We start from the raw sequence: 25,809 nt of genomic DNA, 5'->3' as shown, positions 1-25,809 counted from the left end.
TAGCTTTACATTTTTTAAATAACAAATATTTGAACTATTATTTTTTCATCAATTTTATTGAACAAAGTAAGTATCCAATCGACGCTCTACAACATGTATTGGATCTGAAACAAATGAACTAGTATCATAAATCAACCCAATACCATCTGAATAATAAAAATGATCCTTTCCTGGAAGTTGATTCCCATTAGAGTCAATTGCATAACGCTCAAAATAAATACAGCTAAAAGTTCCAGATTCTACAGAAAGGGTTTCCTGCTCTTGCATAAGCTTTTCGTAAATAGTTCCCCAGTTTTGAGCATTCAATTCCCTTTGCTCATAATCGTTATTGGTGAATTTGATTTGACCTGTTTCCCAAATCAAATACCCTAAGGAATCCCTTAATAACTCAAAATGTTCTCCATTAGGGTTACAATAGGTTATGCCATCTTCATTTCCAGTGGTTTTAGTTCTAAACTCATAATAGGTACTTCCATCAATCATTTCTGTACCAACAATACTGACAGAGTCCACAACTCCTGTATTCTCATAAAACTCAGTATTAATGTTGTATTTATAGTTTTTGTAAACCCACCAATTGCCTACTTCCAAAGCATAAAAATTGGCTTCATCATCTTGTTGAATTTGAGAATCATCAGAAGTACAAGAAAAGATTAATATTGCTAGAGCAAATAATAACAAATTACGAATCATATTAATAAATTAAATTAGTTAATAAACGTAATTGTCTTTTATAAAAAGTAGTAAATGGTTAGTATGTCTTAGAAACGGTACACTTGTTATTTATTGTGTTATTAATAAACATAAGATCCTGAACCAAATCCAGAATGATAAAGTTACTTAATTAATCCTTCTACTTCATCAAAGTCTAAACCACCATAATTACCTGAACTCATTAGCAACAAGGCTTTGTTATTAAAATCTTGGGAAAATAAATAACTCTTAAAATCGTCTGGGTTGGTATAAATAATCAAGTCATCACGATCAAAAGCTTGCGCTATTTGCTCATGGGTAACAGCATCAAGTTTCTTAATCTCAACAGCATGTGGTGAATAAAACACTACGGCAACATCGGCTGCATCTAAGGCACCTTTATATTCCTTTATAAATTCGGCATTTAAACTACTATAAGTATGTAATTCCAAACAAGCCAATAGAGTTCGGTTGGGATATTGCTCTTTTAAAGCTGTTGTAGTTGCTTTTACCTTGCTGGGCGAGTGCGCAAAATCCTTATAAGCTACACTTGTTGATGTTTCTGCTATTTTTTCCAAACGTTTACTAGCGCCTTTAAATGTAGAAATAGCTTCATAAAAATCGTCTTCATCAATGCCCATATGTTGGCAAATCCATTTAGCGCCAGCCAGATTATTTAAATTATGAGCACCAAAAATTTCAATAGGCATTGGTCCTTCTGGCGTGTCTAAAAGTGTTTCACCGTTTTCTATGGTATATTCTGGGGTATGATATCCTATTTTTCGTATAGGGTTTTCGCTAGCTTCTACAACACGTTTTACCTCATTATCTTCCTCGTTATAATTAATACTTCCGCCTTGCACAATACTATCGACAAAAATTTTAAATTGCTCTACATAGTTTTCATAAGTTGGAAATACATTAATATGATCCCAAGCAATACCACTTAATAAAGCGATGTTTGGTTTGTATAAATGAAATTTTGGGCGTCTATCTATAGGTGAGCTTAAATACTCATCACCTTCCAAAACGATAAAATCATTGTCCTCGGTGAGTTTTACCATCACATCAAAACCGTCCAATTGTGCACCAACCATAAAGTCGACATCGCGATCATGATAGTTCATAACATGTAAAATCATTGATGTTATAGTGGTTTTTCCATGGCTTCCCCCAATAACTACACGTGTTTTATCTTTAGATTGTTCGTATAAAAACTCTGGATAGCTATAAATTTTCAATCCTAACTCTTGGGCTTTTAACAGCTCGGGGTTATCGGCTTTAGCGTGCATTCCTAATACAATAGCATCAAGGGTTTTGGTGATTTTCTCTGGAAACCATCCAAATTGTTCGGGTAATAATCCTTTAGCTTCTAATCGCGATTTTGACGGATCGAAAATCGTGTCGTCGCTTCCGGTTACTTGATACCCTTTATTGTGCAATGCTATGGCTAGATTATGCATAGCTGCACCACCAATAGCGATAAAATGTACATTCATAAAACTTGCAATTGAAACCTCAAAGATATAGGTTTTTCTTGGAAGCAAGAAGTATGTAAAGCCTTAATCTATTTTGGTTTTTATTTCAGAAATTCGCTCTAAAAAGCTATCGTCTCCTAACTTATTATAGGCTTCTTGTAGAGTATTGACAGCCATTTGGTATTTTTCAAAAGTCACATATAAGTCTATCAAATGCATGTAACAGGTTTTGCTTCCTCCTACCGAAACAGCTTTTTTATAATTGGTTTCCGCAATTTTAAAGTCTTCTTTGTATTCAGACACTTGCCCCAAAGCTAGAAAGCCATCAACGGCGGATAATGCTTGCAATTTTTTAGCGTAATTCAAGGCTTTTTTATTGCTTCCACCAACAATTCCTGGAACGTACAAGTAATAATGTACTAAAGCCCAATGCGCGTTAATGTGCTTAGGATTTAGTTGAGTGGCTTTTAAAAATGCTTGTTCAACATCATTAATCATCATTAACGCTTGTAGCTTATTAACAGACTTAGCTTTCATACCTAACGCACCGCCATATTTATAATGGTAATTAGCATTGTACGGTTTTAACTCAGTAAGATTTTTGTAAATAGTAATGGCCTTATCCCAGTCTTTTAAATAACCGTAAGTATCTCCTAAAAGCTCTTGCGCTTTCAAATTTGTTGGTTGAGCCGCAAAAAGTTTTTCGGCCTGTTCTTTTGCAGTGCGATACTCTTTCTGGGCAAGTAAGCTTGATATATTTTCTACTTCAGATTGTCCAAAAACTGAAATAGTACACACAAAAAAGATAACTAACCGAAGCATATCAAATTGTAGAAATTAAAAAATTGCTTTTTCAAGATTACTTAAAATTTAGCTAACTTCACTTAAAGTTAACTACATTTTTACACCAATTCATTTATTTTGGAATACATTTTGAATGTAACTTTTGAAGAACTCAACACATATGAAATATTTTACGGCACTTTTAATGATTATACTTTTTGCTCACACAACACAAGCTCAAGACAATTATGAGTCTCTCTGGAAACAAGTTGAAGATTTTGATAACAAAGGCCTACCAAAATCGGCTTTAAAAATTGTTGAGCAAATTGAAAGTCAGGCCAAAAAAGAGGATAATAAACCGCAGCAAATAAAAACTTTACTGTTTAAAAGTAAATATGCTTTAATTCTAGAAGAAGATGCACAACTGAATATTATAAACGATTTTAAAACCGAAATCATTAATAACGACTCAGCTACTAAAGCCGTGTTGGAAAACATGTTGGCTACCTTATATTGGCAATATTTTCAGAAAAATAGATGGAAATTTTACGACCGTACCAAAACTTCTGAAAAAGTTGATAACACCGATTTTAGAACTTGGGATTTGCAAACTTTATTCGAAGAAATTAGTTGCTATTACCAAAACTCGTTAAGTGATTCCAAACAGTTACAAAGTATAACTGTTCATGATTTTAAAAGTATTATCACAACAGCTGAAGGCTCGAAAAAACTCAGACCTACACTTTACGATATTTTAGCACATAACGCACTATCATTTTATAAAACCGATGAAAACAGCATTAGTAAACCTGCGTACAAATTTGAAATTGACAACCCTGAGCTTTTAACTACAGCTAGTGAGTTTTCAAAACTAAATATTGTTTCAAAAGACACCACATCTCTTCAACTTAACGCCTTAAAACTATATCAAAACCTTACAGCATATCATTTAAAAAGGAAATCACCAGAAGCCTTAGTTGAAGTGGACCTTGAACGCTTAAATTTTGTTTACAACAATAGTACATTCACAAATAAAGATAAGGTACTTTTAAAAGCCCTAGACCAGAATATAGCAAAGTACAAAGGGCAAGCTATTTCGGGTTTGTATGCGTTTGAAAAAGCTAAAATATTAAAGAAACAAGGACATACTTATAATGCAAAAACAAACGAAGATAATAGATGGAAGTTGAAGGAAGCCTTGGCAATTTGCAATAACTACATTTTTGCTTACCCGAAAAGTCGGGCCGCAAAAAAATTAGAAGTCCTTAAAGAACAAATTCTTAGCGAACAGCTTCAAATTACATCAGAAACGCAATCTCCTATTAATACGCATGCTAAAGTTTTAGTACGTTATAAGAATATAAATGCTTTAAATTTTAAAATCTACAACGCATCGTATTCGCAAATAAAGGCTTTTAATAAAATTTACCGAGAAGATAAAAAGCGTTTATTCCTCAATAAATTATCAACACACAAAGAATTTACAAGTAAATTAAAAAACGAAAACGATTACCAAATTCATACAACCGAAGTCGGTATTCCACAGCTTAACAATGGACATTATATTATTACAGCCAATGTAAATAATACCGAACAAACTTTTGCCGCAAAAACCATTCAAGTCACCAATCTTGCCATTGTAGAATTAACCGATGATTTTCAATATCGTTTTCAAATTATTAACCGTAATAATGGACAACCTATTAGTGGTGCTAAAATAGTATTAACGTATCAAAAAAATTATAACAAGACTACGTTTAACGAAACTTACACCACAGATCCTCAAGGTTTTTTCAATAGAAGTAAACAAGGTAATGAGCGATTAAGAAACGTTAATATTAATGTAAATTGCAACAATGATACAGCTGATTTTGGAGAGTTTTACTTGTATAACTACCGTAACAACAATCCAGAAAACGAAATCCAACACAAAGGTTTTTTGTTTACCGACAGAAGTATTTACAGACCTGGACAAACCGTATATTTTAAAGGAATAAACACCATTATAAAAAACGGAACGACCAAAATTAACGCAGGACAAGCCGCCAAAATCAGACTCAAAAATGTTAATGACGAAGTGGTTAGCGAACTACTTTTAAAAACCAACGAATATGGCTCGGTTTCAGGAGAATTCATTTTACCAAACAACGGCCTAACTGGAAGTTATAGTTTGGATATGTTTTGTGGCGAATATACTTATGCCAACATCTCTGTTGAAGAATACAAGCGCCCAAAATTTGAAACCAATTTCAATCCTGTAAGCGAAACCTTTAAAGTCAACGATTCTGTCACGGTAAACGGAACCGCAAAAGCTTATGCAGGAAGTAATATTTCCAACGCCAAAGTGGTCTATCGTGTACATAGAAAAGTACAGTTCCCAAGATGGTATTATTGGTCAAGACCTTGGTTTAACAGTGAGCCTCAAGAAATTGCCTTTGGCGAAACCACAACCAATGACAACGGGGAATTCAATATTACGTTCTTGGCACTTCCAGACCAGAATGTGAACAAAGATAACCTACCTACATTTCAATATGAAGTCACGGCAGATGTTACCGACATTAACGGTGAAACTAGAAGTAGCACAACCTTTGTCAATGTTGGCTATCACGCTTTGACAGCAAAAATCCTGGTTGAAAACACCTTGGACAAATCTAATAACAAGCATCAACTTACCATAGATACCAAAAACCTAAACGGTGAGTTTGTTCCTGCAATAGGAACCATAAAAATGTATAAATTAAACGCACCAAATCGTGTGCTTAGACCACGACCTTGGGAGTCACCAGATTACCAAGAAATTGCCAAAAATGAGTTTTTGAAAAAATTCCCTAACGAAGCCTATACCAATGAAAGTGATTCAAAAAATTGGGAAAAAGGCGAGTTGGTGTTTGAAGAATCTTTCAATACTGAAAATTCCAAGGAGCTGTTGTTGGGCAACATTAAAAAGTGGGAATCCGGCAAATATCTTATCACTTTGGAAACGGAGGACAAATTTGGGCAATCAGTAAAAGACCAAACTAGAACAACACTTTATAGTACTAAAGACAAAACCTTAGCCGATAATCAACTATTCAGTATTACAACCGATACATCAAGCTATCAACCTAATGATAGAGTAAATGTTATCATAGGATCTTCAGCTAAGAATATGGTGGTCACACTAGCCGTTGAAAAAGATAAACGTCTGGTTAAAACCGAAATTATCACACTCAATAATCAGAAAAAAACGATTAGTATTCCCGTGACTAAAAAAGATATCGGCGGATTTGCCGTGCATTATAATTATGCATTTGCTAATAGTTTTGGTTCTGGGGTTAAAATGATTGCTGTCCCCTACCCTAAAACCGATTTAGAAATTGAAACCACAACCTTTAGAGACAAGCTTCAACCAGGTGAAAAAGAAACGTGGAGTTTTAAGGTAAAAGGGCCTAAAGGTGAGCAAGTTTCAGCCGAATTATTGGCTAGTATGTACGACAAGTCGTTAGACCAATTTAAACCACATAGTTGGAATTTTACCCCATTACAACAACCTATTTACAATTCGTATTTACGTAAAAACGCCCGTTTAAGTTTTGCTATTAATGGCTTTAGAGTGTACAACCAAAATCTTTTGTATGCTAATTATCCACTACAAGAATATGATGAATTAAATTGGTTTGGATTACACTTAGGAAACCGACACCAGATGTTACGTGGTAAGGTTTCTGGTATTGCGATAAACGAAATGGTTGCTGAAGATGCTGAAATGGATGAAGTAGTTACTACATCATTTGGAGTTACAAGAGACACTAAAATAACTTTTAGAGGAGATCGATCTATATCAAGTAAAAATAAAGCACTAATCGTTATCGATGGCAAAATAGCTTCTGAAGAAGAACTACAAAATTTATCTTCCAATCAAATCCTAAAAGCAGATACTTTAAAAGGAGCTAATGGTGCCGCTCTTTATGGCTCACAAGGTGCTAATGGTGTGCTTGTCATAACAACTAAAAAAACTGATTTATCTCTAGTTCAAACTCGTAAAAACCTCCAAGAAACGGCCTTTTTCTATCCGCAGTTACAAACCGATAAAGATGGCAATGTAAGTTTTAGTTTTACAACACCAGAAGCTTTAACTCAATGGAAGTTACAACTTTTAGGGCATACCAAAACACTGGAAAGTGCAATAACCCGTTTGGAAACCGTGACACAAAAAGAACTTATGGTCATACCAAACACACCTCGGTTTTTACGTCACGGCGACAAGATTGTTATTAGCACCAAAATCGCCAATCTGTCCGATAAAACTTTATCTGGGCAAGCGCAATTGCAATTACTTGATGCTGTAACTGGAAAAGTCATTACCGAGACGATAATTAGTTCGAGTGCTATTGAAAGCTTTTCTATAAAACAAAACGGCAACACTCAAATTGCTTGGAGTTTGTCAATCCCAGAAAATATCAATGCCATTCAATATAAAATTCTGGCCAAAGCTGGCGATTTTAGTGATGGCGAACAAAACGCATTACCTGTTTTATCTAACAGAATGTTAGTTACTGAAACGTTGCCGATGTGGATAAAAAGCAACGAAACCAGAACGTTTACGTTAGACAAATTAAAAACCAATACCTCAACCACCTTAAAACATCATAAATTAACTCTGGAAATGACTTCCAATCCGGCTTGGTATGCCGTTCAAGCCTTGCCATACTTAATGGAGTATCCGTATGATTGCAACGAGCAAACGTTTAGCCGATATTACGCTAATGCCTTGGCGAGTCATATTGCCAACAGTAATCCGAGAATTCAGGAGGTGTTTAAGCAATGGGCTTCTCAAGATGCACTTATTAGTAATCTGGAAAAGAATGAAGACTTAAAAAACATTCTTATTCAAGAAACACCTTGGTTACGCGACGCACAAAGTGAAACCGAACAAAAAAAGCGCATTGCCTTGTTGTTTGACCTCAACAAAATGAACAACGAACTACAAAACACCTTACGTAAGCTCAAACAAAATCAAATGGATAATGGCGCTTGGGCATGGTTTAATGGCGGACGACCAAACCGTTTTATTACGCAACACATCATCACTGGATTTGGGCATTTAAAACGCCTCAATGTTATTCCGACAGAGCAAAGCGACGAGGAATCTCAAATGATAAACAAAGCTATTAGGTATCTCGATTCAAAACTTGTTGAAGAATACAATAACCTTAAAAAACACAATAAAAATGTCGATTTAAGCAAAGATCATTTGACTTATACACAACTGCATTACTTGTATATGCGTAGCTTTTTTCCAGAAATCGAACAATCCAAAGAAGTCAAAAATATTTCCAATTATTATCTATCGCAAATTCAGAAATATTGGTTAAAACGATCGTTGTATTCAAAAGGATTAATGGCGTTGATAACCCATAGAATGAATGATGATAAAACAGCCGAAAGCATTTTAAAATCACTCAAAGAAAACAGCATCACTTCAGAGGAATTAGGTATGTATTGGAAAGAAAACTCGGCATCTTGGTATTGGTATCAAGCGCCTATTGAAACCCAAGCCTTGATGATTGAAGTATTTTCTGAAGTTGGTACGGTTTTTCAAAGTGAAGTAAAAAACCTTGAAACCATCGACAACCTAAAAATATGGTTGCTTAAAAACAAGCAAACCAACAAATGGGAAACCACCAAAGCCACAACCAATGCTGTATATGCGCTGTTACTTCAAGGTAGCAATTGGTTATCTGTTACCGAAGCTGTTGATGTTTTGGTTGGCGGAAAACAAATCGATCCTTCAAAATTGGACAATGTAAAAGTGGAAGCCGGAACAGGCTATTATAAAACCGCTTGGAATGCTTCAGAAATTACACCAGAAATGGCTAGTGTAACCCTAACCAAAAAAAGCGATGGTATTGCTTGGGGAAGTTTGTACTGGCAATATTTTGAAGATTTAGACAACATTACTTCTGCTGAAACACCTTTAAAACTTCAGAAGAAATTATTCAAAAAAACGCATACAGATACTGGTGAAGTGATTACCGAAATCACACCTGAAACGCTACTTGAAGTTGGCGATTTAGTTCGTGTACGTATTGAATTACGAAGCGATCGTGATATGGAGTTTATTCATATGAAGGATATGCGCGCTTCTGGATTAGAACCTGTAAATGTACTCTCAAAATACAAATGGCAGGATGGATTAGGATATTACGAAAGCACCAAAGATGCAAGCACCAACTTCTTTTTCGACTTTCTACCAAAAGGCGTTTATGTGTTTGAGTACGATTTACGTGTTAACAACGCTGGTAATATGAGTAATGGCATTACCACGATACAAAGTATGTACGCGCCAGAGTTTAGCAGCCATAGCGAAGGGGTTAGAATTTCAGTTAAAAACTAATAAAAAAAGCGGTTTCAAAATGAAACCGCTTTTTTGTTTATTTACTTGGTGGCATACTTGGCCTTACTTCTATTTTACTTGGTAAGGTGCGTGGATTCATTTTTATTAAATCGACAACCAGTTCGCCAATATCTTCACTTTGAATTTTCCAAGCATCTTTATCGCTTGGTTCGTTACCATTAAAGTTTGTAGAAACCGACCCCGGCATAATGGTACTTACTTTTATACCATACTGTCTTAAATCTAACATTACAGATTGTGTAAATCCTGTTACTCCAAACTTACTCGCATTATACGCAGAACCCTTGGCAAAGAAATTGGTTCCTGCCAAACTAGAAATAGTTATGTAATATCCTTTGGAAGCTTTCAACGCATCGACACTCGCTTTTATAGAATTGAAAACACCCGTTAAATTGGTATCGATGGTTTCTTGCCATTGTTCGGGTGTTAAATCTTCAATACTTGCAAAATGCCCTAAACCAGCATTCGCTACAACAATATCTAATTGGCCAAACTCTTTTAAAACATCGTTAACGGCTTCTTGCTGACTTTCTAAACTTCGTACATCGGCTTTTAAACCAAAAACCTTGGCATCGGTTTTAGATGCCGCGTTAAGTTTACCAGCTGCTTCATGAGCTTTAGCGCTACTTCTACTTGTGATGGCTACATTAATATTTTGGTCTAATAAAGCTTTCGCAATACCAAAGCCTATACCTTTTGTTCCGCCTGTTATTAAAGCTACTTTATGTGTCATAATATATCTATTTTAATTTGGTAATCGTTTTGTTAAAAAGGCTAATTGCCCCATATGATTTGCTTGATGCTCCATTACGTGAAACCACGCCCAATGGTTTGTCATTACACCATTCTTTTCAGAAAACCAGATATCATCTTTTTGCTTTAATAACTTTTTGGTTTTCTTTCTAACATCGTCATAAATGTTTAAATAGTATTTTATAGGCTTCCCTTGGATATCTTTGCGCCCTTTTTCACCTAAGCTTAATGCTGTTTCCCACTTCGCTTTTTCTTCTTCGTTAAACTGTCTACCTTCAAAAGTATATATTTGATAATACGCTTCGGTGGCTGCTAGATGGTAAATAATAGCGCCTATTCTATTAGCATTTTCATCGATAAGAAAATCGGTTTGCTCTTGGGTTAAGTCTTTTACTAATCCTTCTACTCTATCTTTTAAATTATCTAACATACTCACCATATTACCAATATTTTGGCTAAACCCTCTTGGAGGTTCTACTTGATATTGAGACGATGCTGTAAAGACAGAAAATAAGAAAATTAAGGTAAATACATGGTTTTTCATAATGGTTGTTTTTTTAAAGTACCTCAAGATACACAACCTAAAATGTAACCAAAAACCATTAACATCAACTTAACGAATAAGTATTATTTTTTTGGCGGATAGCCTTCTAATACTTTATCTACAATGGTTTGCAATTGTGTTAAGCGTTCTTCTGGAGTATCGTTAGAGTTGTAAGAGCTTTCACTAATAGCTTGCCAGAAAAGTCCTTTGCCGTTTTCATCGACAAAATCGAATTGGATAGCTCTTTTAATATTGTCCTTTCCTACTGGAACACCAACCGAAACACCTCCTCCTACATGCCTTCCGCCACCGCCAATACCTATACCAACTCTACTTCTGTTGGCTTCTTTATGCTGAGAAGTTTGAAGATCGATATAGAAATCTGGATTTTTAGATAAGGTAAGGTTTTTCTTTTCTAAAGCTTTATCTAAAATAGTAAAGATACGCTTACTATCTAACTCGCTTAATCCTGTTTTTATATCGGAATAATAGTTATAGGTTTTATATGATGAAAAATCTACAGTGTCATCATAATCGTAACTTACTTTAACCGGTGCGCATGACACAAGTAACAAAAAGAGGACAAAAGGTATGTATCTCATATTTTTTTATGTTTAAAGTTACTCATTTTTTTCATCCATAGTTTTAGTTAACGCTGATGAAATAATTCCTGTTGGAATAGCTACAATTCCTAACCCTATCATTAAAATTAAAAATGTAAAAACTCTACCACCTATTGTTACGGGATAAACATCGCCATAACCTACGGTTGTTAAGGTAATAATTGCCCACCATAAACTATCAAAAATTGACGAGAAATTTTCTGGCTGCGCCTGATTTTCAAAATAATATATTCCTACACCTGAAAAGTAAATTAATATCATGGTAACCATGACAAATAATATAATTTCTTCTTTTACCGATTTTATAGCAAACATAAAATGCGCCATAGCTTTATTGTATCGAACCATTTTTAGCACTCTAAAAATTCGTAAAAAACGAAGGGCACGAAGCGATCTTAAATCGAAACCTATCGCTAGGTAAAATGGTAAAATGGATACCAAATCAATAATTCCATAGAAACTAAAAATAAATTTCGGTTTATTATCTGCTACATAAATTCTTAACAAATATTCTATAGTAAAAACAATAACGGTTACAATTTCTATAGACTTGAGTATGTCTCTTGTTTGCGGCTTTAAATCTGGTAACGTCTCAACCGTAAAAGCTATAACCGATAATAAAATTAACCCTTGAATAATAAAAGCAAACCAACGGCTTAATTTATTATCGTTAATCTCTACAATGCTTTTAATAAAATCTTTCATGTGGGGGTCGATTTTAATTGTTAAGCATATCCCATAATTTATCTTTTAACTCGGTAATACCTTGTTGTGCTACGGCAGAAATAAACATATAATTTACAGGAAGAGTCTTATCGAGCTCTGCTTTTAATTCGGTTTTTAATTCCTCATCTAACATATCACTTTTCGATATCGCAATAAAACGTTCTTTATCTAACATTTCGGGATTATAGCGTTTTAGCTCACCCAACAAAATATCGTATTGCTTATTAATATCATCGGCATCTGCAGGAATTAAAAATAATAGTGTAGAGTTACGTTCTATATGGCGTAAAAAGTAATGTCCAAGACCTTTTCCTTCGGCAGCACCTTCTATAATTCCAGGGATATCTGCCATAACAAACGTTTGAAATTCTCTATGTTTTACAATCCCTAAATTAGGTTTTAGGGTTGTAAACTCGTAATCGGCAATTTTAGGCTTAGCTGCTGTAACTACCGATAGTAATGTAGATTTCCCTGCATTTGGGAATCCTACTAAACCTACATCGGCTAAAACTTTTAACTCTAGAATAATTTCTTTTTCCTCTCCTGGTATTCCTGGTTGCGCATAACGTGGCGTTTGATTGGTAGCACTTTTAAAATGCCAATTACCGCGTCCACCTTTTCCGCCTTGAGCAATAATTTTTTCTTCACCGTTTTCGGTAATTTCAAAAAGAATGTCATTCGAAAGTTTATCTCTAACAACCGTTCCTAAAGGAACATCCATATACACATCGGCGCCATCGGCTCCTGTACTACGCTGTTTACCGCCATCGCCACCATGTTCTGCTCTAAAATGGCGTTTAAATTTATATTCAAAAAGGGTCCAAAGGTTTTTGTTACCGCGTATTATTACGTTACCTCCTCGACCACCATCACCTCCATCTGGTCCGCCTTTAGCTATATACTTTTCACGGTGTAAATGTGCAGAACCTTTCCCACCTTTACCCGATGACACATATAGTTTTACGTAGTCTACAAAATTTCCTTCTGTCATAGTTACTTCCTGTAAACACAGGAATATTTTTAATTGAACTTTTAAAGGTTGTCTATAACCTTACTTAATCGCTCTGTGATTTCTTCTATACTACCTACACCATCAACACCGTAAAATTTGTCTTGCGCCGAGTAAAAGTCTTTAAGAATAGCTGTTTTTTTATAATACTCTGTTATACGATTTCTAATAATGTTTTCATCGGCATCATCGGCACGGCCACTTGTTTTTCCGCGTTCTAATAAACGTTGAACAAGCACCTCATCATCAACCTCAAGTGCAATCATAGCATTAATTTGAGAGTCTTTTTCATCCATTAACTTATCTAAAGCTTTTGCTTGCGCATTGGTTCTTGGGAAACCGTCAAAAATAAAACCGTTAGCATCTGTATTTTTTTCAACTTCGGCATTTAGCATATCTATGGTTACTTGGTCTGGAACCAACTCACCTTTATCCATGTAAGATTTTGCTAGCATTCCTAAAGCAGTTTCATTTTTTATATTGTATCGGAACACATCTCCGGTAGAAATATGTACTAAATTGTATTTTTCTTTTAAGAATTCTGCTTGTGTTCCTTTTCCAGCACCTGGAGGTCCAAATAGGACTAAATTTGTCATGTGTTGTGTTGTTTTAAGTTGATATACTTCTGGCAAGTCTCTCCCTAAACCACTGTAGTCTAAACCATAGCCTACAATAAATTTTGTTGGAATTTCTATACCTACATAATGTAATTTAAAGTCTTTTTTATAAGCTTCGGGTTTGTAAAATAGAGTCGCTATTTTAAGCGCTTTTACATTTTCATTTTTAAAAATACGATGTACTTCGGCTAACGTTTTCCCGGAATCAATAATATCTTCTAAAATTACTACCGTTCGTCCCGTAAGGTCCTGTGTTAAGCCTATTAGTCTTTGAATGTCGTCTGTAGATTTCACCCCTTCGTAAGATGCGAGCTTAATAAATGTTACCTCGCACGGTTTTGGGTAGGCTTTTACAAAATCACTTACAAACATAAACGAGCCATTTAAAATCCCCACAAACACAGGAACTTCATCTTTCAAATCATTGGCTATTTCTGTTACCATTCGGCTAACAGTTTGCTCAATTTCTTTAGCTCTTATAAACGGTTTAAATTCTAAATCGTGAAGCTTCACCTCTTATTTTTTATTTTTAGAAAAGCAAAGATAATCATTTGATTAACGTTTTGCGAATTTGCCTTTACATTGTTTCTGTTTTAGCTTTTTTCACAGCATATTGATTTGTATTTTTGCTGAAAATATTTCGCAGAATGGATTTATTCTCCTCTAACTTTAAGCTTGGTATCCTTGGCGGTGGGCAACTTGGCAAAATGATACTCTACAATACAAGAAAATTTGATGTTTACACTTGTGTTTTAGATCCTAGTAACGAAGCTCCTTCAAAAATTGATTGCAACGAATTTTCTCAAGGCGATTTAATGGATTATGACACGGTTGTTTCCTTTGGAAGAAATGTTAATACACTAACCATTGAAATTGAAAACGTTAATGTTGATGCTTTAGAAACTTTAGAAAAGGAAGGCATTACTGTTTTCCCGTCATCTAAAACATTACGCACCATTCAAAATAAAGCCAAACAAAAGTTATTTTATATTGATAACAATATTCCTACTGCCGAATTTTCAAGGTTTGCTTATACTACTGAAATAAGAGAAGCCTTAAACAATGGCGGTTTAGAATTGCCTTTTGTATGGAAAAGTGCCCAATTTGGTTACGATGGAAACGGTGTAAAAGTGATAAGACAACTTGACGATTTAGAAGGACTACCCAATGTAGAATGTATTGCCGAAAAAATGATTCCGTTTAAAAACGAACTGGCCGTTATTGTGGCACGAAATGCTGCTGGCGAGGTTAAAACATTCCCTGTTGTAGAAATGGAGTTTCACCCAGAAGCCAATCAAGTAGAATATGTTATTTGCCCCGCTAGAATAGATGAAACCGTGGCTAAAAAAGCGCAAGAGGTTGCACTTCAAACATCCAAAGCGTTTAATCATGTAGGCTTATTAGCTGTAGAAATGTTTCAAACACAAGACGACACCATTTTAGTTAACGAGGTTGCTCCAAGACCACATAATTCTGGGCATCAAACTATAGAGGCGAGCTACACGTCGCAATTTGAGCAACATTTACGTGCTATTTTAAATCTTCCTTTAGGAAAAACAGATAGTAAAGTTGGCGGTATTATGGTAAATTTAGTTGGTGCAGAAAACCACACTGGTGATGTTGTATACGAAAACATTGAAAACATTATGAAAATGGATGGTGTTACACCACATATTTACGGTAAAAAACAAACTAGGCCATTTAGAAAAATGGGGCACGTTACTATAGTAGATAAAGACATTAATACAGCAAGAAAAATAGCTGAACAAGTAAAAAACACAATTAAAGTAATAAGCAAATAATATGAGTAAAGTAGGTATAATAATGGGAAGTAAAAGCGATTTGCCTGTCATGCAAGACGCTATCGATATTTTAAAAGAATTTGATATAGAAGTAGACGTTGATATTGTATCAGCACATCGTACTCCAGACAAATTATTCGACTATGGTTCCAATGCTCATAAAAGAGATATTGCTGTTATAATTGCTGGTGCTGGTGGTGCGGCTCATTTACCAGGTATGGTTGCCTCTTTATCGCCACTTCCTGTAATTGGTGTTCCTGTAAAAAGCAGAAATTCTATTGATGGTTGGGACTCTGTTCTATCTATTTTACAAATGCCTGGCGGTGTTCCTGTTGCCACTGTTGCTTTAGATGGCGCAAAAAATGCAGGTATTTTAGCTGCGCAAATTTTGGGAAGTTCGAATAAAAATATCCTAGAAAAAATTATAGATTACAAAGAAAACTTAAAAGCGAAAGTTCACGAATCTGCCAAAAATTTATAATATAAAAATAAAAGCCTCGACAGTTGTCGAGGCTTTTAACGCTATTAACCAATTTATTTAAAAGGGGGTTCCTTTTAAATCACTTATGAAAAATCGGTGCAAATATAACACCTAATATTTGAAAAAAAACCAAAACTTTTGTTAATATTCAGATTTACAACTCATTAGTAGGAAAGCAATTACTTTTTTACTCACATTAGCTAAAAAACTATGATTATTTTAAAACAACCTTTTGACACACAACACAATACAGCACCTTTTTCAAAAATTAAAAACGACCATTTTCTTCCTGCTTTTAAACAAGCTATAAAAAATGCTAAAGCTGAAATAAACGACATTACACATAATTCAGAAGCACCTAGTTTTAAGAATACTATAGAAGCCTTAGATTTTTCTGGAGAACAGTTGGATAGAGTCTCAAGTATTTTCTTTAACCTTAATTCTGCTGAAACCAACGAAGATATTCAAAAAATAGCACAAGAAGTTTCACCTTTGCTATCTGAGTTTAGTAACGACATTACTTTAAATGAAGCGTTATTTAAACGTGTTAAAGAAGTTTACAATCAAAAAGATTCTTTAAACCTAAATAAAGAGCAACAAACACTTCTAGATAAAAAGTACAAAAGCTTTTCAAGAAACGGTGCTAACCTACCCGAAGACAAAAAACAACAACTTCGCGAAATAGATAAAGAACTCAGTAAACTAAAACTCACTTTTGGTGAAAATGTTCTAGCAGAAACCAATAAATATGAGCTTCATGTTACCAACGAAGCCGATTTATCTGGACTTCCTGAAAGCGCTAAAGAAGATGCTAAACAAACTGCCGAACAAAAAGGAAAAGAAGGTTGGATTATTACATTACAATACCCTAGTTATATTCCATTCATGACCTATGCAGATAACCGTGAATTACGAAAAAAACTAGCGCTTGCATTTGGTTCTAAAGGGTTTCATAACGATAATCTTGACAACCAAGATATTGTTTTAAAAATTGCCAATCTACGTCATAAACGCGCTAACTTATTAGGCTATAAAACCCACGCCCATTTTGTTCTCGAAGAGCGTATGGCAAAAACCCCAGAAACCGTAAACACCTTTTTAAACGACCTTTTAGAAAAAGCCAAACCCGCTGCTACTAAAGAGTTTAAAAAACTAAGCGATTTTGCTAAAGATTTGGATAATATTGACCAATTACAAAAATGGGATAGCGCTTATTATTCAGAAAAACTAAAACAAAAACTTTTCGACCTAGACGACGAAAAGCTAAAACCTTATTTTAAGTTAGAAAACGTTATTAATGGTGTTTTTACTGTTGCCAAAAAACTTTACGGACTAAATTTTGAAGAAATTGACACTATTGATAAATACCATCCAGACGTTTTAACCTATAAAGTAACCGATAATAAGGGTAACTATATTTCTATTTTCTACGCCGACTTTTTCCCACGTGAAGGAAAACGCAATGGCGCATGGATGACTGTTTACAAACCGCAATATGTAAAAAATGGTGAAAACAGCAGACCACACATTTCTATTGTATGTAATTTTACCAAACCAACAAAAACAAAACCGTCGTTATTAACTTTTAACGAGGTAACCACATTGTTCCACGAGTTTGGACATGCCCTACATGGTATGCTAGCAAACACAACCTACCCAAGTCTTTCAGGAACAAGTGTTTTTTGGGATTTTGTAGAACTACCAAGTCAAGTGTTAGAAAATTGGTGTTACGAAAAAGAAGCCTTAGAATTGTTTGCCACACATTATGAAACTGGCGAAGTGATTCCAATGGACTTAATAGAAAAAATTAAAGCGTCATCAACTTTTCACGAAGGTATGCAAACGTTACGTCAGTTAAGCTTCGGATTATTAGATATGAGTTGGCATGGTCAAGACCCATCACATATAAAAAGTGTAAAAAGTCACGAACTTAATGCTTTTAAAAACACCAAACTTTATCCAGATGTTTCTGAAAATTGTATGAGCACCTCGTTTTCTCATATTTTTCAAGGTGGATATTCTTCAGGATATTATAGCTATAAATGGGCAGAAGTTTTAGATGCCGATGCTTTTGAATATTTTAAAGAAGACGGCATTTTTAGTAAAACTGTAGCAGATAAATTTAAAGAGAACGTACTCTCTCAAGGTGGCACCGAAGATCCAATGACTTTATACAAGCGTTTTCGTGGTAAAGAACCACAACCCGAAGCTTTATTAAGACGTGCAGGATTGATTGAGAAATAAAGCTTGTCATGCTGAACTTGATTCAGCATCTCATCCTTTCTTGCCAAGGAATTTTTTACTGATCTCAGAATAACAAACTGAAAAATAAAATAAACTTTCAATATTTTTTGAAAGTTTAAAATGTTTTATATATTTGTCTTATGAAATACAAAGAAGCCAAAGACAAATTTATTAGCACTTGGGGAAGTTTAGGTTCTCTTTGGGGCATAAATAAAGCTATGGCACAAATACAAGCCCTTCTTTTTATAGCCACAAAACCTTTATCTATGGAAGACATCATGGACGAACTAAAAATTTCCAGAGGTAATACAAGCATGAATCTAAGGCAGTTAATGGATTGGGGTATTGTTACTAAAGAAATTATCCCTGGTGAACGTAGAGAATACTTTACAACAGAAAAAGATGTACAAGAATTAGCAATAATTGTAGCTAAAGAACGAAGCAGACGTGAGATAAAGCCAGTTATAAAAATACTTAAAGACGTTTCATCCATAGAAGATGATGGCACAAAAAATACTAAAGAACTAATAAAACAAACTAAAGCACTACACGAATTAACCGATACAATAGACCTTATGATTAATAAGGCTGTAAACCAAAAGCAAAATTGGTTAACAAAATCATTACTTAAACTTTTTAAATAAAAAAATTTGCAATAAACTTTCAATATTTTTTGAAAGTTCAAAACATATAAAGATGAATCAAAAAATAAACAATATAATTATAGCAAGTATCTGGTTTATAAACGGACTGTTTTGTAAGGTTTTAAATGCAGTGCCTAGACACGAACAAATTGTTTCAAAAATTTTGGGTGAAGACTACTCAAGACCTTTAACCATAATAATAGGAATTTTAGAAATTACTATGGCGTTTTGGATTCTATCTAATAAAGCCACAAAATTTAATACTATTACCCAAATTGTAATTATAGCAAGCATGAACATTTTAGAATTCATAATCACTCCTGAACTGTTATTTTGGGGAAAGCTAAACGCATTGTTCGCCCTTGTATTAATCGTCGTTATTTACTGCAATCACTATCATATTAACAAAACGCATCATGAACTTATCTAATCTTAAAAATCATCCCTTTGGAGTTGAAGCTTTGTTTGAAAGCTCGGTTGTATTAACATTTGCCGTGCCAAAAAAACAGTTGGAGCCCTTAATACCTGATTGTTTACAACTAGACACATTTCAAGATAAATGGGCATTCATAGCTATAGCCATGGTACAAACCAAAAATTTACGTCCTAAGGGATTTCCAAAATTATTAGGTAATGATTTTTTCTTAATTGGCTATCGCATTTTTGTGCGCTACACCACTAACAAAGGCAAACGTTTACGCGGATTATACATAATAAAGTCAGAAACTGATAAACAAAAAATGGCCTTCATGGGCAACATCTTTACCCATTATAATTATACAACTACTGATATTACAAAAATAAAAACCAAAAACAATGTTGAAATAACCTCTAAAAAATCAAATTTTAAAATCACTTACAAAAAAGATGATAAAGCTACGGATTTACCTAAAAACTCACCTTTTTTAAACTGGAAAGAAGCACGACGATTTGCTGGTCCTTTACCCTTTACATTCACTTATAATAAAGAGAAAAAAGAAGTATTGATTATTGAAGGTGTAAGACAAAACTGGAAACCAAAACCATTAAAAGTAATTGAGTATAAATTTGAGTTTATCAATGCCCTTAAATTAAAAAACCATCATCTAGCAAACGCATTTATTATTGAACACATCCCGTATTATTGGAAAAAAGGAAAAAAAGAAATATGGAAACAAAACGAAAAAAATTTCAAGGCGTCCTAAACATTTTAAGCTTTAACAGACACTTTTATGTTATAGGAATTACAGCAATTACAATAATAATTTTAAGTCAATTATATTTTCAGTGGTCGCAAGCACTATTATGGATAATTATAGGTCTATTCTTATATGGATTAATGATGCCATTAATAGTTTCGGCTTATGTCTACGATTTTTCAGGTTACTATAATTTTGATTGGCTAAAGTCATTACAACTTGAAGATTCTGAAAAAAAGCTAGCCGTAAACATTAATGCAGGTTTTGATGAAACAAGCTATATTTTGAAGAATAAGTTTCCAAAATCAAAACTTCAGGTATTTGATTTTTACAATGCTAAACAACATACAGAACTTGCAATTGTTAGAGCAAGAAAAGTAAGTTTAACCTACCCTAACACTTTACAAATAAAAACTGATCACATTCCGCTTCAAACACATTCTGTAGATATTATTTTTCTTCTTTCAACAGCTCATGAAATTCGATCTTATAATGAAAAAGTTCAATTTTTAAAAGAATGCCACAGAATCTGTAAACCTAACGGAAAACTCATTATGGTAGAACACTTACGAGACTTTCCAAACTTTATGGCTTTTTCTTTTGGTTTTACACATTTCTTTTCAAGAAGGCATTGGAAAACAGCTTTTAAAAATGCTGGATTCACAACGTTTAACGAAAATAAATTCACTCCTTTTATGTCAGTATTCAATTACCAACCTTAATAAATACATTATGATAATTCATATAAAAATAGCTGGCTATCTTTTACTAGTACTAGCATGTATCCACATTGCTTTCCCAAAGTATTTTAATTGGAATAAAGAACTAAAACATTTGAGTTTAATTAATAATCAGATGATGCAAACTCATACATTCTTTATTGCAATCACAGTTGGCTTGATGGGATTGTTATGCATTACTTCTTCAGTAGAACTAACCGAAACTTTATTAGGTAAAAAAATAGCATTGGGACTAGGTGTATTTTGGAGTTTCAGACTATTGTTTCAATTCTTTGTGTATTCTCCAAAATTATGGAAAGGCAAAATATTTGAAACCGTAATTCATATCTTGTTTTCATTATTGTGGTTATATTTTAGCCTTACCTTCTTACTAACATATTACATGAATAAGTTATAGAACTAAATTTTTTACCTAACTTTGATTAAATCCCAGTAAAAAGAAAATGCCAACCCACAAACTAAATCCTGATAATTGGATAAACAAATACTCCGATTATCTTTTTAACTACACCATTTCACGTGTTAACGACCGTGAAATGGCTAAGGATTTAGTTCAAGACACGTTTTTTGCGGCATTAAAATCTATGAAAAACTTTAAGGGCAATGCTAGCGAACGCACGTGGCTTATTGCCATTTTAAAACGAAAAATTATTGATTATTACCGCAAAATCAATTCTAAAAAAGGGCAGGCAGAAGTAAGAATGAGTTATAATGCAGAAGACAATGATGGTGACTGGCTAGAAGAACAAGTTGCCGACCCTTACGACAAAACTGCTGAAGATGATTTACAAAACGACGAATTAGGTGAGGCTATTTTTAAATGCTTAGACAAACTTCCCGAAAAACAAGCTAGCGTTTTTAGAATGAAAACAATTGAAGGTCTTGATACCGAGACTATTTGTAATGAATTAAATATTACTGCGTCTAACCTTTGGGTAATTATCCATAGAGCTAGAAATGCTATGGCAGATTGTATGGAAAAAACTTGGTTTTAAATTATGAAACAAAAAAAGTCTTTTTTATTTATTTCTTGTGACGAAGCGAAGCATATTTGCGATAAAGCGCAATACAAAGAAGCCTCTATTCTAGAAAAAATGAAATTAAACGTTAGATATTTATGGTGTCGTGTAACGCGTTCTTACGTTAAAAGAAATAAAAAACTCACTCATAGCATTAAAGGCTCAAATATTAACTGTTTAAATAATTCCGAAAAAAAACACTTACAAAAACAGTTTAAACAGGAATTAAAAAAGCAGCAATAACAGCAACCAAAATATAGGAATAGCCTCTACCCAAAATGCACAATAATAAACCTTTTGCTTTTGCGTTGAAAACCATAAAAACAACAGTGTTATAATTGAAATAATAACTGTAGATGTTAAAAAATCTCTTTGAACATGATCTTTCATTAATTCCAACAAACAAAAAACAACCAATCCCAAACTTCCTAAAATTTTGGTTCGCTTCACGCCTATCTTCTGCGGAATAGTTGCTAGTTTCAAACTATCATATTGCAAATCTCTAATTTCAAAAGGCAACATCAGCACCAACACAAACACAAACCGTTGCAGTACCGTAATTAACACATCAAAACTTACCTCATAACCACCATTCGCTAAAGGCAAGCACACTGTTACAATAGCCCAAACACAAGCAATAATATAGACTTTTATACCACCAATATCTCGCAAATTATTATGAGAATCAAACACATATTTTCGAGGTATAAAAGGTATGGCATATAAGAAAGTGACCACAGCCATTCCTAAAATATACCACCAAGTATTTGGTTTTAATGTAAAGAAAAAAACAATCATGGCTACGAAGCACAACAACGAAAAAACCTGTATGACTCTAAGCCATTTTGCCAAACTTCTATGATGAAATTTTGCTAACCCAAAATACTTCACAAAATTATAACCTGTAATCGATGCAAAAAAAACAAAACTCATTACATTTTCATCAAAAGAGAAATCAAATTCAATAACCGTAACCCAGGACAACGCAAACACACTTAAAGCCACATGAATACTGCTATTAAGATAAAAGTTAAAAAGATTTTTTGCCAACTGCATACCACAAAAATAAGCAATGTGTTAATAACCACTATTTTTGGTTAAAAACTTTAGTTCTCTTTAACAAAAAACCCTGAATTATTCCGTAATTTTGCAGCTTTAAACGCAACTATAATTTTAATGAATACAACGTCTTTTGCACTGCGCCATATTGGCTCAGATCAACAGGAACAAAAAGAGATGCTAAACACCATTGGTGTAGACTCTCTAGAGCAACTTATTTTTGAAACTCTCCCAGATGGTATAAAACTTGAAGAGCCACTTAATCTTGACGAAGCCATGAGCGAACAAGAATATCTGGTTCATATTCATAACTTATCAAAAAAGAACAAAGTCTATAAAACCTATATTGGTTTAGGCTACCACCCAACCATTTTACCTGCTGTTATTCAACGTAATATTTTGGAAAATCCAGGTTGGTACACGGCTTACACACCTTATCAAGCCGAAATTGCCCAAGGACGCTTGGAAGCCCTTTTAAACTTCCAAACCATGATTGCCGATCTTACTGGAATGGAACTCGCTAACGCCTCTCTTTTAGATGAAAGTACAGCTGCTGCTGAAGCCATGAGTTTATTATTTGCTGTTCGCGAAAGAGCACAAAAAAAAGCTGGCATTAACAAGTTTTTTGTCTCAGAAGACATTTTACCACAAACTCTTTCCCTTCTTAAATCAAGAGCATTACCAATAGGTATTGAATTGGTTATAGGAAAAGAAGATAACTTTGATTTTTCTTCTGAATTCTTTGGAGCCATACTACAATACCCAGGAAAATACGGTCAAGTAACCGATATAAAATCATTCATAGAAAAGGCAAACACCAACAATATAAAAGTAGCTGTTGCTGCCGATATTTTAAGTTTAGTTAAGCTAGAAGCTCCAGGAAAATTTGGAGCCGATGTAGTTGTAGGAACCACACAACGTTTTGGTATCCCTATGGGATACGGCGGACCTCACGCAGCTTATTTTGCAACAAAAGAAGCTTATAAACGTGAAATTCCAGGTCGAATAATTGGTGTAACTAAAGATATGGATGGCAATCGTGCTTTGCGAATGGCTTTACAAACACGCGAGCAACATATAAAACGCGATCGCGCTACATCAAACATTTGTACCGCTCAAGTACTTTTAGCTGTTATGGCTGGAATGTACGCTGTTTATCACGGCCCAAAAGGTTTAGAATTTATAGCTAACCGTGTACATAGTGCAACAGTATTACTTTCTAACGCTTTAAAACAATTAGGATTTGAGCAAGTAAACACTGAATTTTTTGATACACTTCAAATAAAAACTAACGCTAAAAAGGTAAAGAAATTAGCTAAGAAAATGAAAGTTAATTTCCACTACCCAGATGAGGAAACAGTAACTATTTCTATTAATGAAACAACCTCTGTTCGCGATTTAAATTATTTAATCTTAGTCTTTTCTGAAATCGCCAATAAGGAAGCCTTTACTATAGATAGCATTCCTCAAGAAAACGCTATTTCGGAAGACCTACAACGTAAAACATCATTTTTAACCGAAGATGTTTTCAATAAGTATCATTCCGAAACCGAATTAATGCGTTACATCAAGAAATTAGAACGCAAAGATTTGTCATTGAATCACTCCATGATTTCGTTAGGTTCTTGTACCATGAAATTAAATGCTGCAGCAGAAATGCTTCCTTTAAGCATTTTTAAATGGGCAAATGTACATCCTTTTGTTCCAGCAAAACAAGCTAAAGGCTACCTTACAGTTTTAAAAGAACTAGAAGACCAATTAACTGAAATTACTGGTTTTGCTGCCACATCGCTACAACCAAACTCTGGTGCACAAGGTGAATTTGCAGGATTAATGGTCATCAAGGCTTACCACGAATCGCGAGGTGAAGGCCATAGAAATATTTGCTTAATCCCGGCTTCAGCTCACGGTACAAACCCAGCATCTGCAGTTATGGCAGGCATGAAAGTGGTGGTAACAAAATCTACAGAAAAAGGTAATATAGATGTAGACGACCTACGCGAAAAAGCCGAATTATATAAAGACAATCTGTCTTGCTTAATGGTAACTTATCCTTCAACACACGGTGTTTACGAATCGGCAATAAAAGAAATCACACAGATTATTCATGATAACGGCGGACAAGTATACATGGATGGTGCTAATATGAATGCCCAAGTTGGATTAACTAACCCAGGTAAAATTGGCGCCGATGTTTGTCACTTAAACCTACATAAAACATTTGCCATTCCTCATGGTGGTGGCGGTCCTGGTGTTGGACCAATTTGTGTTGCGAAACAATTAGTACCGTTTTTACCAGGAAACCCTGTAATAAAAACAGGTGGTGATCAAGCTATAGATGCTATTTCTGCAGCACCTTATGGATCTGCTTTAGTATGTTTAATATCGTACGGCTATATTAAAATGTTAGGAACTAAAGGGGTTACCGACGCTACCAAAATGGCTATCTTAAACGCCAACTACATGAAAGAGCGTCTTCAAGGACATTTTGAAACATTATACTCTGGTGAAATGGGACGTGCTGCACACGAAATGATTGTAGATTGCCGTCCATTTAAAGCCAATGGTATAGAAGTTACCGATATTGCTAAGCGTTTAATTGATTACGGTTTTCATGCACCAACGGTATCTTTCCCAGTTGCAGGAACCTTAATGATTGAACCTACAGAAAGTGAAAGTAAAGAAGAGTTAGACCGTTTCTGTGATGCTATGATTTCAATTAAAGAAGAAATAGATATAACATCGAAAGAAGACACTAACAATGTGCTTAAAAATGCACCGCATACATTAGAAATGTTGACGGCAGAAGAATGGCACTTTCCATATAGTAGAGAAAAAGCTGCTTACCCGTTAAAGTATGTTAAAGATAATAAATTTTGGCCATCAGTACGCCGTGTTAATGACGCTTACGGAGACCGTAACTTAATCTGCACTTGCGCGCCTATTGAAGAATACATGGAAGCCTAATTTAACAGTTTGAACATCGTAAAAGATGTATAATTTATAGTTCGCTTTT

At 34.3% G+C, this 25,809-nt stretch carries 21 protein-coding genes; 11 read left to right on the top strand and 10 right to left on the bottom strand.

All coding sequences use genetic code 11. From position 1 onward, the window contains the following. Positions 1-54 precede the first annotated feature (54 nt). The 3 genes from R3L15_RS02160 to R3L15_RS02150 all read right to left on the bottom strand — a co-directional run bounded on the left by R3L15_RS02160 (position 55) and on the right by R3L15_RS02150 (position 2,993). On the bottom strand, positions 55-693 hold the full coding sequence (locus R3L15_RS02160; protein ID WP_338732971.1) for a hypothetical protein: 639 nt from the start codon (positions 691-693) through the stop codon (positions 55-57). Positions 694-836: 143 nt separating this feature from the next. Continuing rightward, positions 837-2,192, bottom strand: coding sequence for a Mur ligase family protein (gene murC, locus R3L15_RS02155; RefSeq protein WP_338732970.1), 1,356 nt, complete (start codon positions 2,190-2,192; stop codon positions 837-839). Between the two features lie 63 nt (positions 2,193-2,255). After that, positions 2,256-2,993: a hypothetical protein gene (locus R3L15_RS02150; protein ID WP_338732968.1), complete on the bottom strand. Its 738-nt coding sequence runs from the start codon at positions 2,991-2,993 to the stop codon at positions 2,256-2,258. Positions 2,994-3,135: 142 nt separating this feature from the next. Here R3L15_RS02150 and R3L15_RS02145 point away from each other — a divergent pair, with 142 nt between their 5' ends. Next, positions 3,136-9,333, top strand: coding sequence for an MG2 domain-containing protein (locus tag R3L15_RS02145; RefSeq protein ID WP_338732967.1), 6,198 nt, complete (start codon positions 3,136-3,138; stop codon positions 9,331-9,333). Positions 9,334-9,370: 37 nt separating this feature from the next. On the opposite strand, the gene R3L15_RS02140 is transcribed toward R3L15_RS02145, so the two are convergent. From R3L15_RS02140 to R3L15_RS02115, 6 genes are all read right to left on the bottom strand, one after another. Beyond that, complete coding sequence (locus R3L15_RS02140; RefSeq protein WP_338732966.1) at positions 9,371-10,087, bottom strand: SDR family oxidoreductase; 717 nt, start codon at positions 10,085-10,087, stop codon at positions 9,371-9,373. A gap of 12 nt (positions 10,088-10,099) precedes the next feature. Next, positions 10,100-10,651, bottom strand: coding sequence for a DUF664 domain-containing protein (locus R3L15_RS02135; RefSeq protein ID WP_338732964.1), 552 nt, complete (start codon positions 10,649-10,651; stop codon positions 10,100-10,102). An 83-nt stretch (positions 10,652-10,734) separates the two neighbouring features. Next, positions 10,735-11,253, bottom strand: a complete 519-nt coding sequence (locus R3L15_RS02130) for a DUF4136 domain-containing protein (protein ID WP_338732962.1) — start codon at positions 11,251-11,253, stop codon at positions 10,735-10,737. A gap of 18 nt (positions 11,254-11,271) precedes the next feature. Further along, on the bottom strand, positions 11,272-11,979 hold the full coding sequence (locus tag R3L15_RS02125; RefSeq protein ID WP_338732961.1) for an ion transporter: 708 nt from the start codon (positions 11,977-11,979) through the stop codon (positions 11,272-11,274). 13 nt (positions 11,980-11,992) lie between these two features. Continuing rightward, positions 11,993-12,991, bottom strand: coding sequence for a GTPase ObgE (obgE, locus tag R3L15_RS02120; RefSeq protein ID WP_338732960.1), 999 nt, complete (start codon positions 12,989-12,991; stop codon positions 11,993-11,995). A gap of 41 nt (positions 12,992-13,032) precedes the next feature. Beyond that, positions 13,033-14,139 carry an adenylate kinase gene (locus R3L15_RS02115; RefSeq protein WP_338732959.1) on the bottom strand — a complete coding sequence of 369 codons (1,107 nt, stop codon included), beginning with the start codon at positions 14,137-14,139 and terminating at the stop codon, positions 13,033-13,035. A 134-nt stretch (positions 14,140-14,273) separates the two neighbouring features. On the opposite strand from R3L15_RS02115, the gene R3L15_RS02110 reads away from it, so the two are divergent. From R3L15_RS02110 to R3L15_RS02070, 9 genes are all read left to right on the top strand, one after another. Beyond that, positions 14,274-15,428: a 5-(carboxyamino)imidazole ribonucleotide synthase gene (locus R3L15_RS02110; protein ID WP_338732958.1), complete on the top strand. Its 1,155-nt coding sequence runs from the start codon at positions 14,274-14,276 to the stop codon at positions 15,426-15,428. Between the two features lies 1 nt (position 15,429). Continuing rightward, complete coding sequence (gene purE, locus R3L15_RS02105; protein ID WP_338732956.1) at positions 15,430-15,909, top strand: 5-(carboxyamino)imidazole ribonucleotide mutase; 480 nt, start codon at positions 15,430-15,432, stop codon at positions 15,907-15,909. Positions 15,910-16,119: 210 nt separating this feature from the next. Continuing rightward, positions 16,120-18,153, top strand: coding sequence for a M3 family metallopeptidase (locus tag R3L15_RS02100; protein ID WP_338732955.1), 2,034 nt, complete (start codon positions 16,120-16,122; stop codon positions 18,151-18,153). Between the two features lie 140 nt (positions 18,154-18,293). Further along, the gene (locus R3L15_RS02095; protein ID WP_338732954.1) at positions 18,294-18,797 is read left to right on the top strand and encodes a MarR family transcriptional regulator; all 504 of its coding nucleotides are present in this window, start codon (positions 18,294-18,296) and stop codon (positions 18,795-18,797) included. Positions 18,798-18,849: 52 nt separating this feature from the next. Next, on the top strand, positions 18,850-19,227 hold the full coding sequence (locus R3L15_RS02090; protein WP_338732953.1) for a DoxX-like family protein: 378 nt from the start codon (positions 18,850-18,852) through the stop codon (positions 19,225-19,227). Further along, complete coding sequence (locus R3L15_RS02085; RefSeq protein ID WP_338732952.1) at positions 19,214-19,981, top strand: DUF2071 domain-containing protein; 768 nt, start codon at positions 19,214-19,216, stop codon at positions 19,979-19,981. The genes R3L15_RS02090 and R3L15_RS02085 overlap by 14 nt, the downstream gene beginning before the upstream one ends. After that, positions 19,945-20,697 (top strand): methyltransferase domain-containing protein, encoded by a 753-nt coding sequence (locus R3L15_RS02080; protein WP_338732951.1) that lies wholly within the window; start codon positions 19,945-19,947, stop codon positions 20,695-20,697. The genes R3L15_RS02085 and R3L15_RS02080 overlap by 37 nt, the downstream gene beginning before the upstream one ends. A 461-nt stretch (positions 20,698-21,158) precedes the next feature. Further along, positions 21,159-21,710 carry a sigma-70 family RNA polymerase sigma factor gene (locus R3L15_RS02075; protein ID WP_338732950.1) on the top strand — a complete coding sequence of 184 codons (552 nt, stop codon included), beginning with the start codon at positions 21,159-21,161 and terminating at the stop codon, positions 21,708-21,710. 3 nt (positions 21,711-21,713) lie between these two features. Beyond that, on the top strand, positions 21,714-21,977 hold the full coding sequence (locus tag R3L15_RS02070; RefSeq protein WP_338732949.1) for a hypothetical protein: 264 nt from the start codon (positions 21,714-21,716) through the stop codon (positions 21,975-21,977). Here R3L15_RS02070 and R3L15_RS02065 read toward each other — a convergent pair. After that, on the bottom strand, positions 21,960-22,790 hold the full coding sequence (locus R3L15_RS02065) for a hypothetical protein (RefSeq protein ID WP_338732947.1): 831 nt from the start codon (positions 22,788-22,790) through the stop codon (positions 21,960-21,962). The genes R3L15_RS02070 and R3L15_RS02065 overlap by 18 nt on opposite strands. Positions 22,791-22,910: 120 nt before the next feature. Between R3L15_RS02065 and gcvP the strand changes: the two genes are divergently transcribed. Beyond that, positions 22,911-25,760, top strand: a complete 2,850-nt coding sequence (gene gcvP, locus R3L15_RS02060) for an aminomethyl-transferring glycine dehydrogenase (RefSeq protein WP_338732946.1) — start codon at positions 22,911-22,913, stop codon at positions 25,758-25,760. Positions 25,761-25,809 lie beyond the last annotated feature (49 nt).

It is taken from the genome of Mangrovimonas cancribranchiae, from assembly GCF_037126245.1.
In the GTDB taxonomy this organism is placed as follows: Bacteria; Bacteroidota; Bacteroidia; order Flavobacteriales; family Flavobacteriaceae; genus Mangrovimonas; species Mangrovimonas cancribranchiae.
This window is presented reverse-complemented; position numbering and strand designations above follow the sequence as displayed.

Bases quoted from the DNA above. Each gene is read 5' to 3' on its own strand.
- R3L15_RS02085 (WP_338732952.1), top strand. From the start codon at position 19,214: ATGAACTTATCTAATCTTAAAAATCATCCCTTTGGAGTTGAAGCTTTG.
- R3L15_RS02130 (WP_338732962.1), bottom strand. From the start codon at position 11,253: ATGAGATACATACCTTTTGTCCTCTTTTTGTTACTTGTGTCATGCGCA.
- gcvP (WP_338732946.1), top strand. From the start codon at position 22,911: ATGAATACAACGTCTTTTGCACTGCGCCATATTGGCTCAGATCAACAG.
- R3L15_RS02150 (WP_338732968.1), bottom strand. From the start codon at position 2,993: ATGCTTCGGTTAGTTATCTTTTTTGTGTGTACTATTTCAGTTTTTGGA.
- R3L15_RS02135 (WP_338732964.1), bottom strand. From the start codon at position 10,651: ATGAAAAACCATGTATTTACCTTAATTTTCTTATTTTCTGTCTTTACA.
- obgE (WP_338732960.1), bottom strand. From the start codon at position 12,991: ATGACAGAAGGAAATTTTGTAGACTACGTAAAACTATATGTGTCATCG.
- R3L15_RS02090 (WP_338732953.1), top strand. From the start codon at position 18,850: ATGAATCAAAAAATAAACAATATAATTATAGCAAGTATCTGGTTTATA.
- R3L15_RS02075 (WP_338732950.1), top strand. From the start codon at position 21,159: ATGCCAACCCACAAACTAAATCCTGATAATTGGATAAACAAATACTCC.
- R3L15_RS02110 (WP_338732958.1), top strand. From the start codon at position 14,274: ATGGATTTATTCTCCTCTAACTTTAAGCTTGGTATCCTTGGCGGTGGG.
- R3L15_RS02070 (WP_338732949.1), top strand. From the start codon at position 21,714: ATGAAACAAAAAAAGTCTTTTTTATTTATTTCTTGTGACGAAGCGAAG.
- R3L15_RS02080 (WP_338732951.1), top strand. From the start codon at position 19,945: ATGGAAACAAAACGAAAAAAATTTCAAGGCGTCCTAAACATTTTAAGC.
- purE (WP_338732956.1), top strand. From the start codon at position 15,430: ATGAGTAAAGTAGGTATAATAATGGGAAGTAAAAGCGATTTGCCTGTC.
- R3L15_RS02140 (WP_338732966.1), bottom strand. From the start codon at position 10,087: ATGACACATAAAGTAGCTTTAATAACAGGCGGAACAAAAGGTATAGGC.
- R3L15_RS02145 (WP_338732967.1), top strand. From the start codon at position 3,136: ATGAAATATTTTACGGCACTTTTAATGATTATACTTTTTGCTCACACA.
- R3L15_RS02160 (WP_338732971.1), bottom strand. From the start codon at position 693: ATGATTCGTAATTTGTTATTATTTGCTCTAGCAATATTAATCTTTTCT.
- R3L15_RS02095 (WP_338732954.1), top strand. From the start codon at position 18,294: ATGAAATACAAAGAAGCCAAAGACAAATTTATTAGCACTTGGGGAAGT.
- R3L15_RS02100 (WP_338732955.1), top strand. From the start codon at position 16,120: ATGATTATTTTAAAACAACCTTTTGACACACAACACAATACAGCACCT.
- R3L15_RS02125 (WP_338732961.1), bottom strand. From the start codon at position 11,979: ATGAAAGATTTTATTAAAAGCATTGTAGAGATTAACGATAATAAATTA.
- R3L15_RS02065 (WP_338732947.1), bottom strand. From the start codon at position 22,790: ATGCAGTTGGCAAAAAATCTTTTTAACTTTTATCTTAATAGCAGTATT.
- murC (WP_338732970.1), bottom strand. From the start codon at position 2,192: ATGAATGTACATTTTATCGCTATTGGTGGTGCAGCTATGCATAATCTA.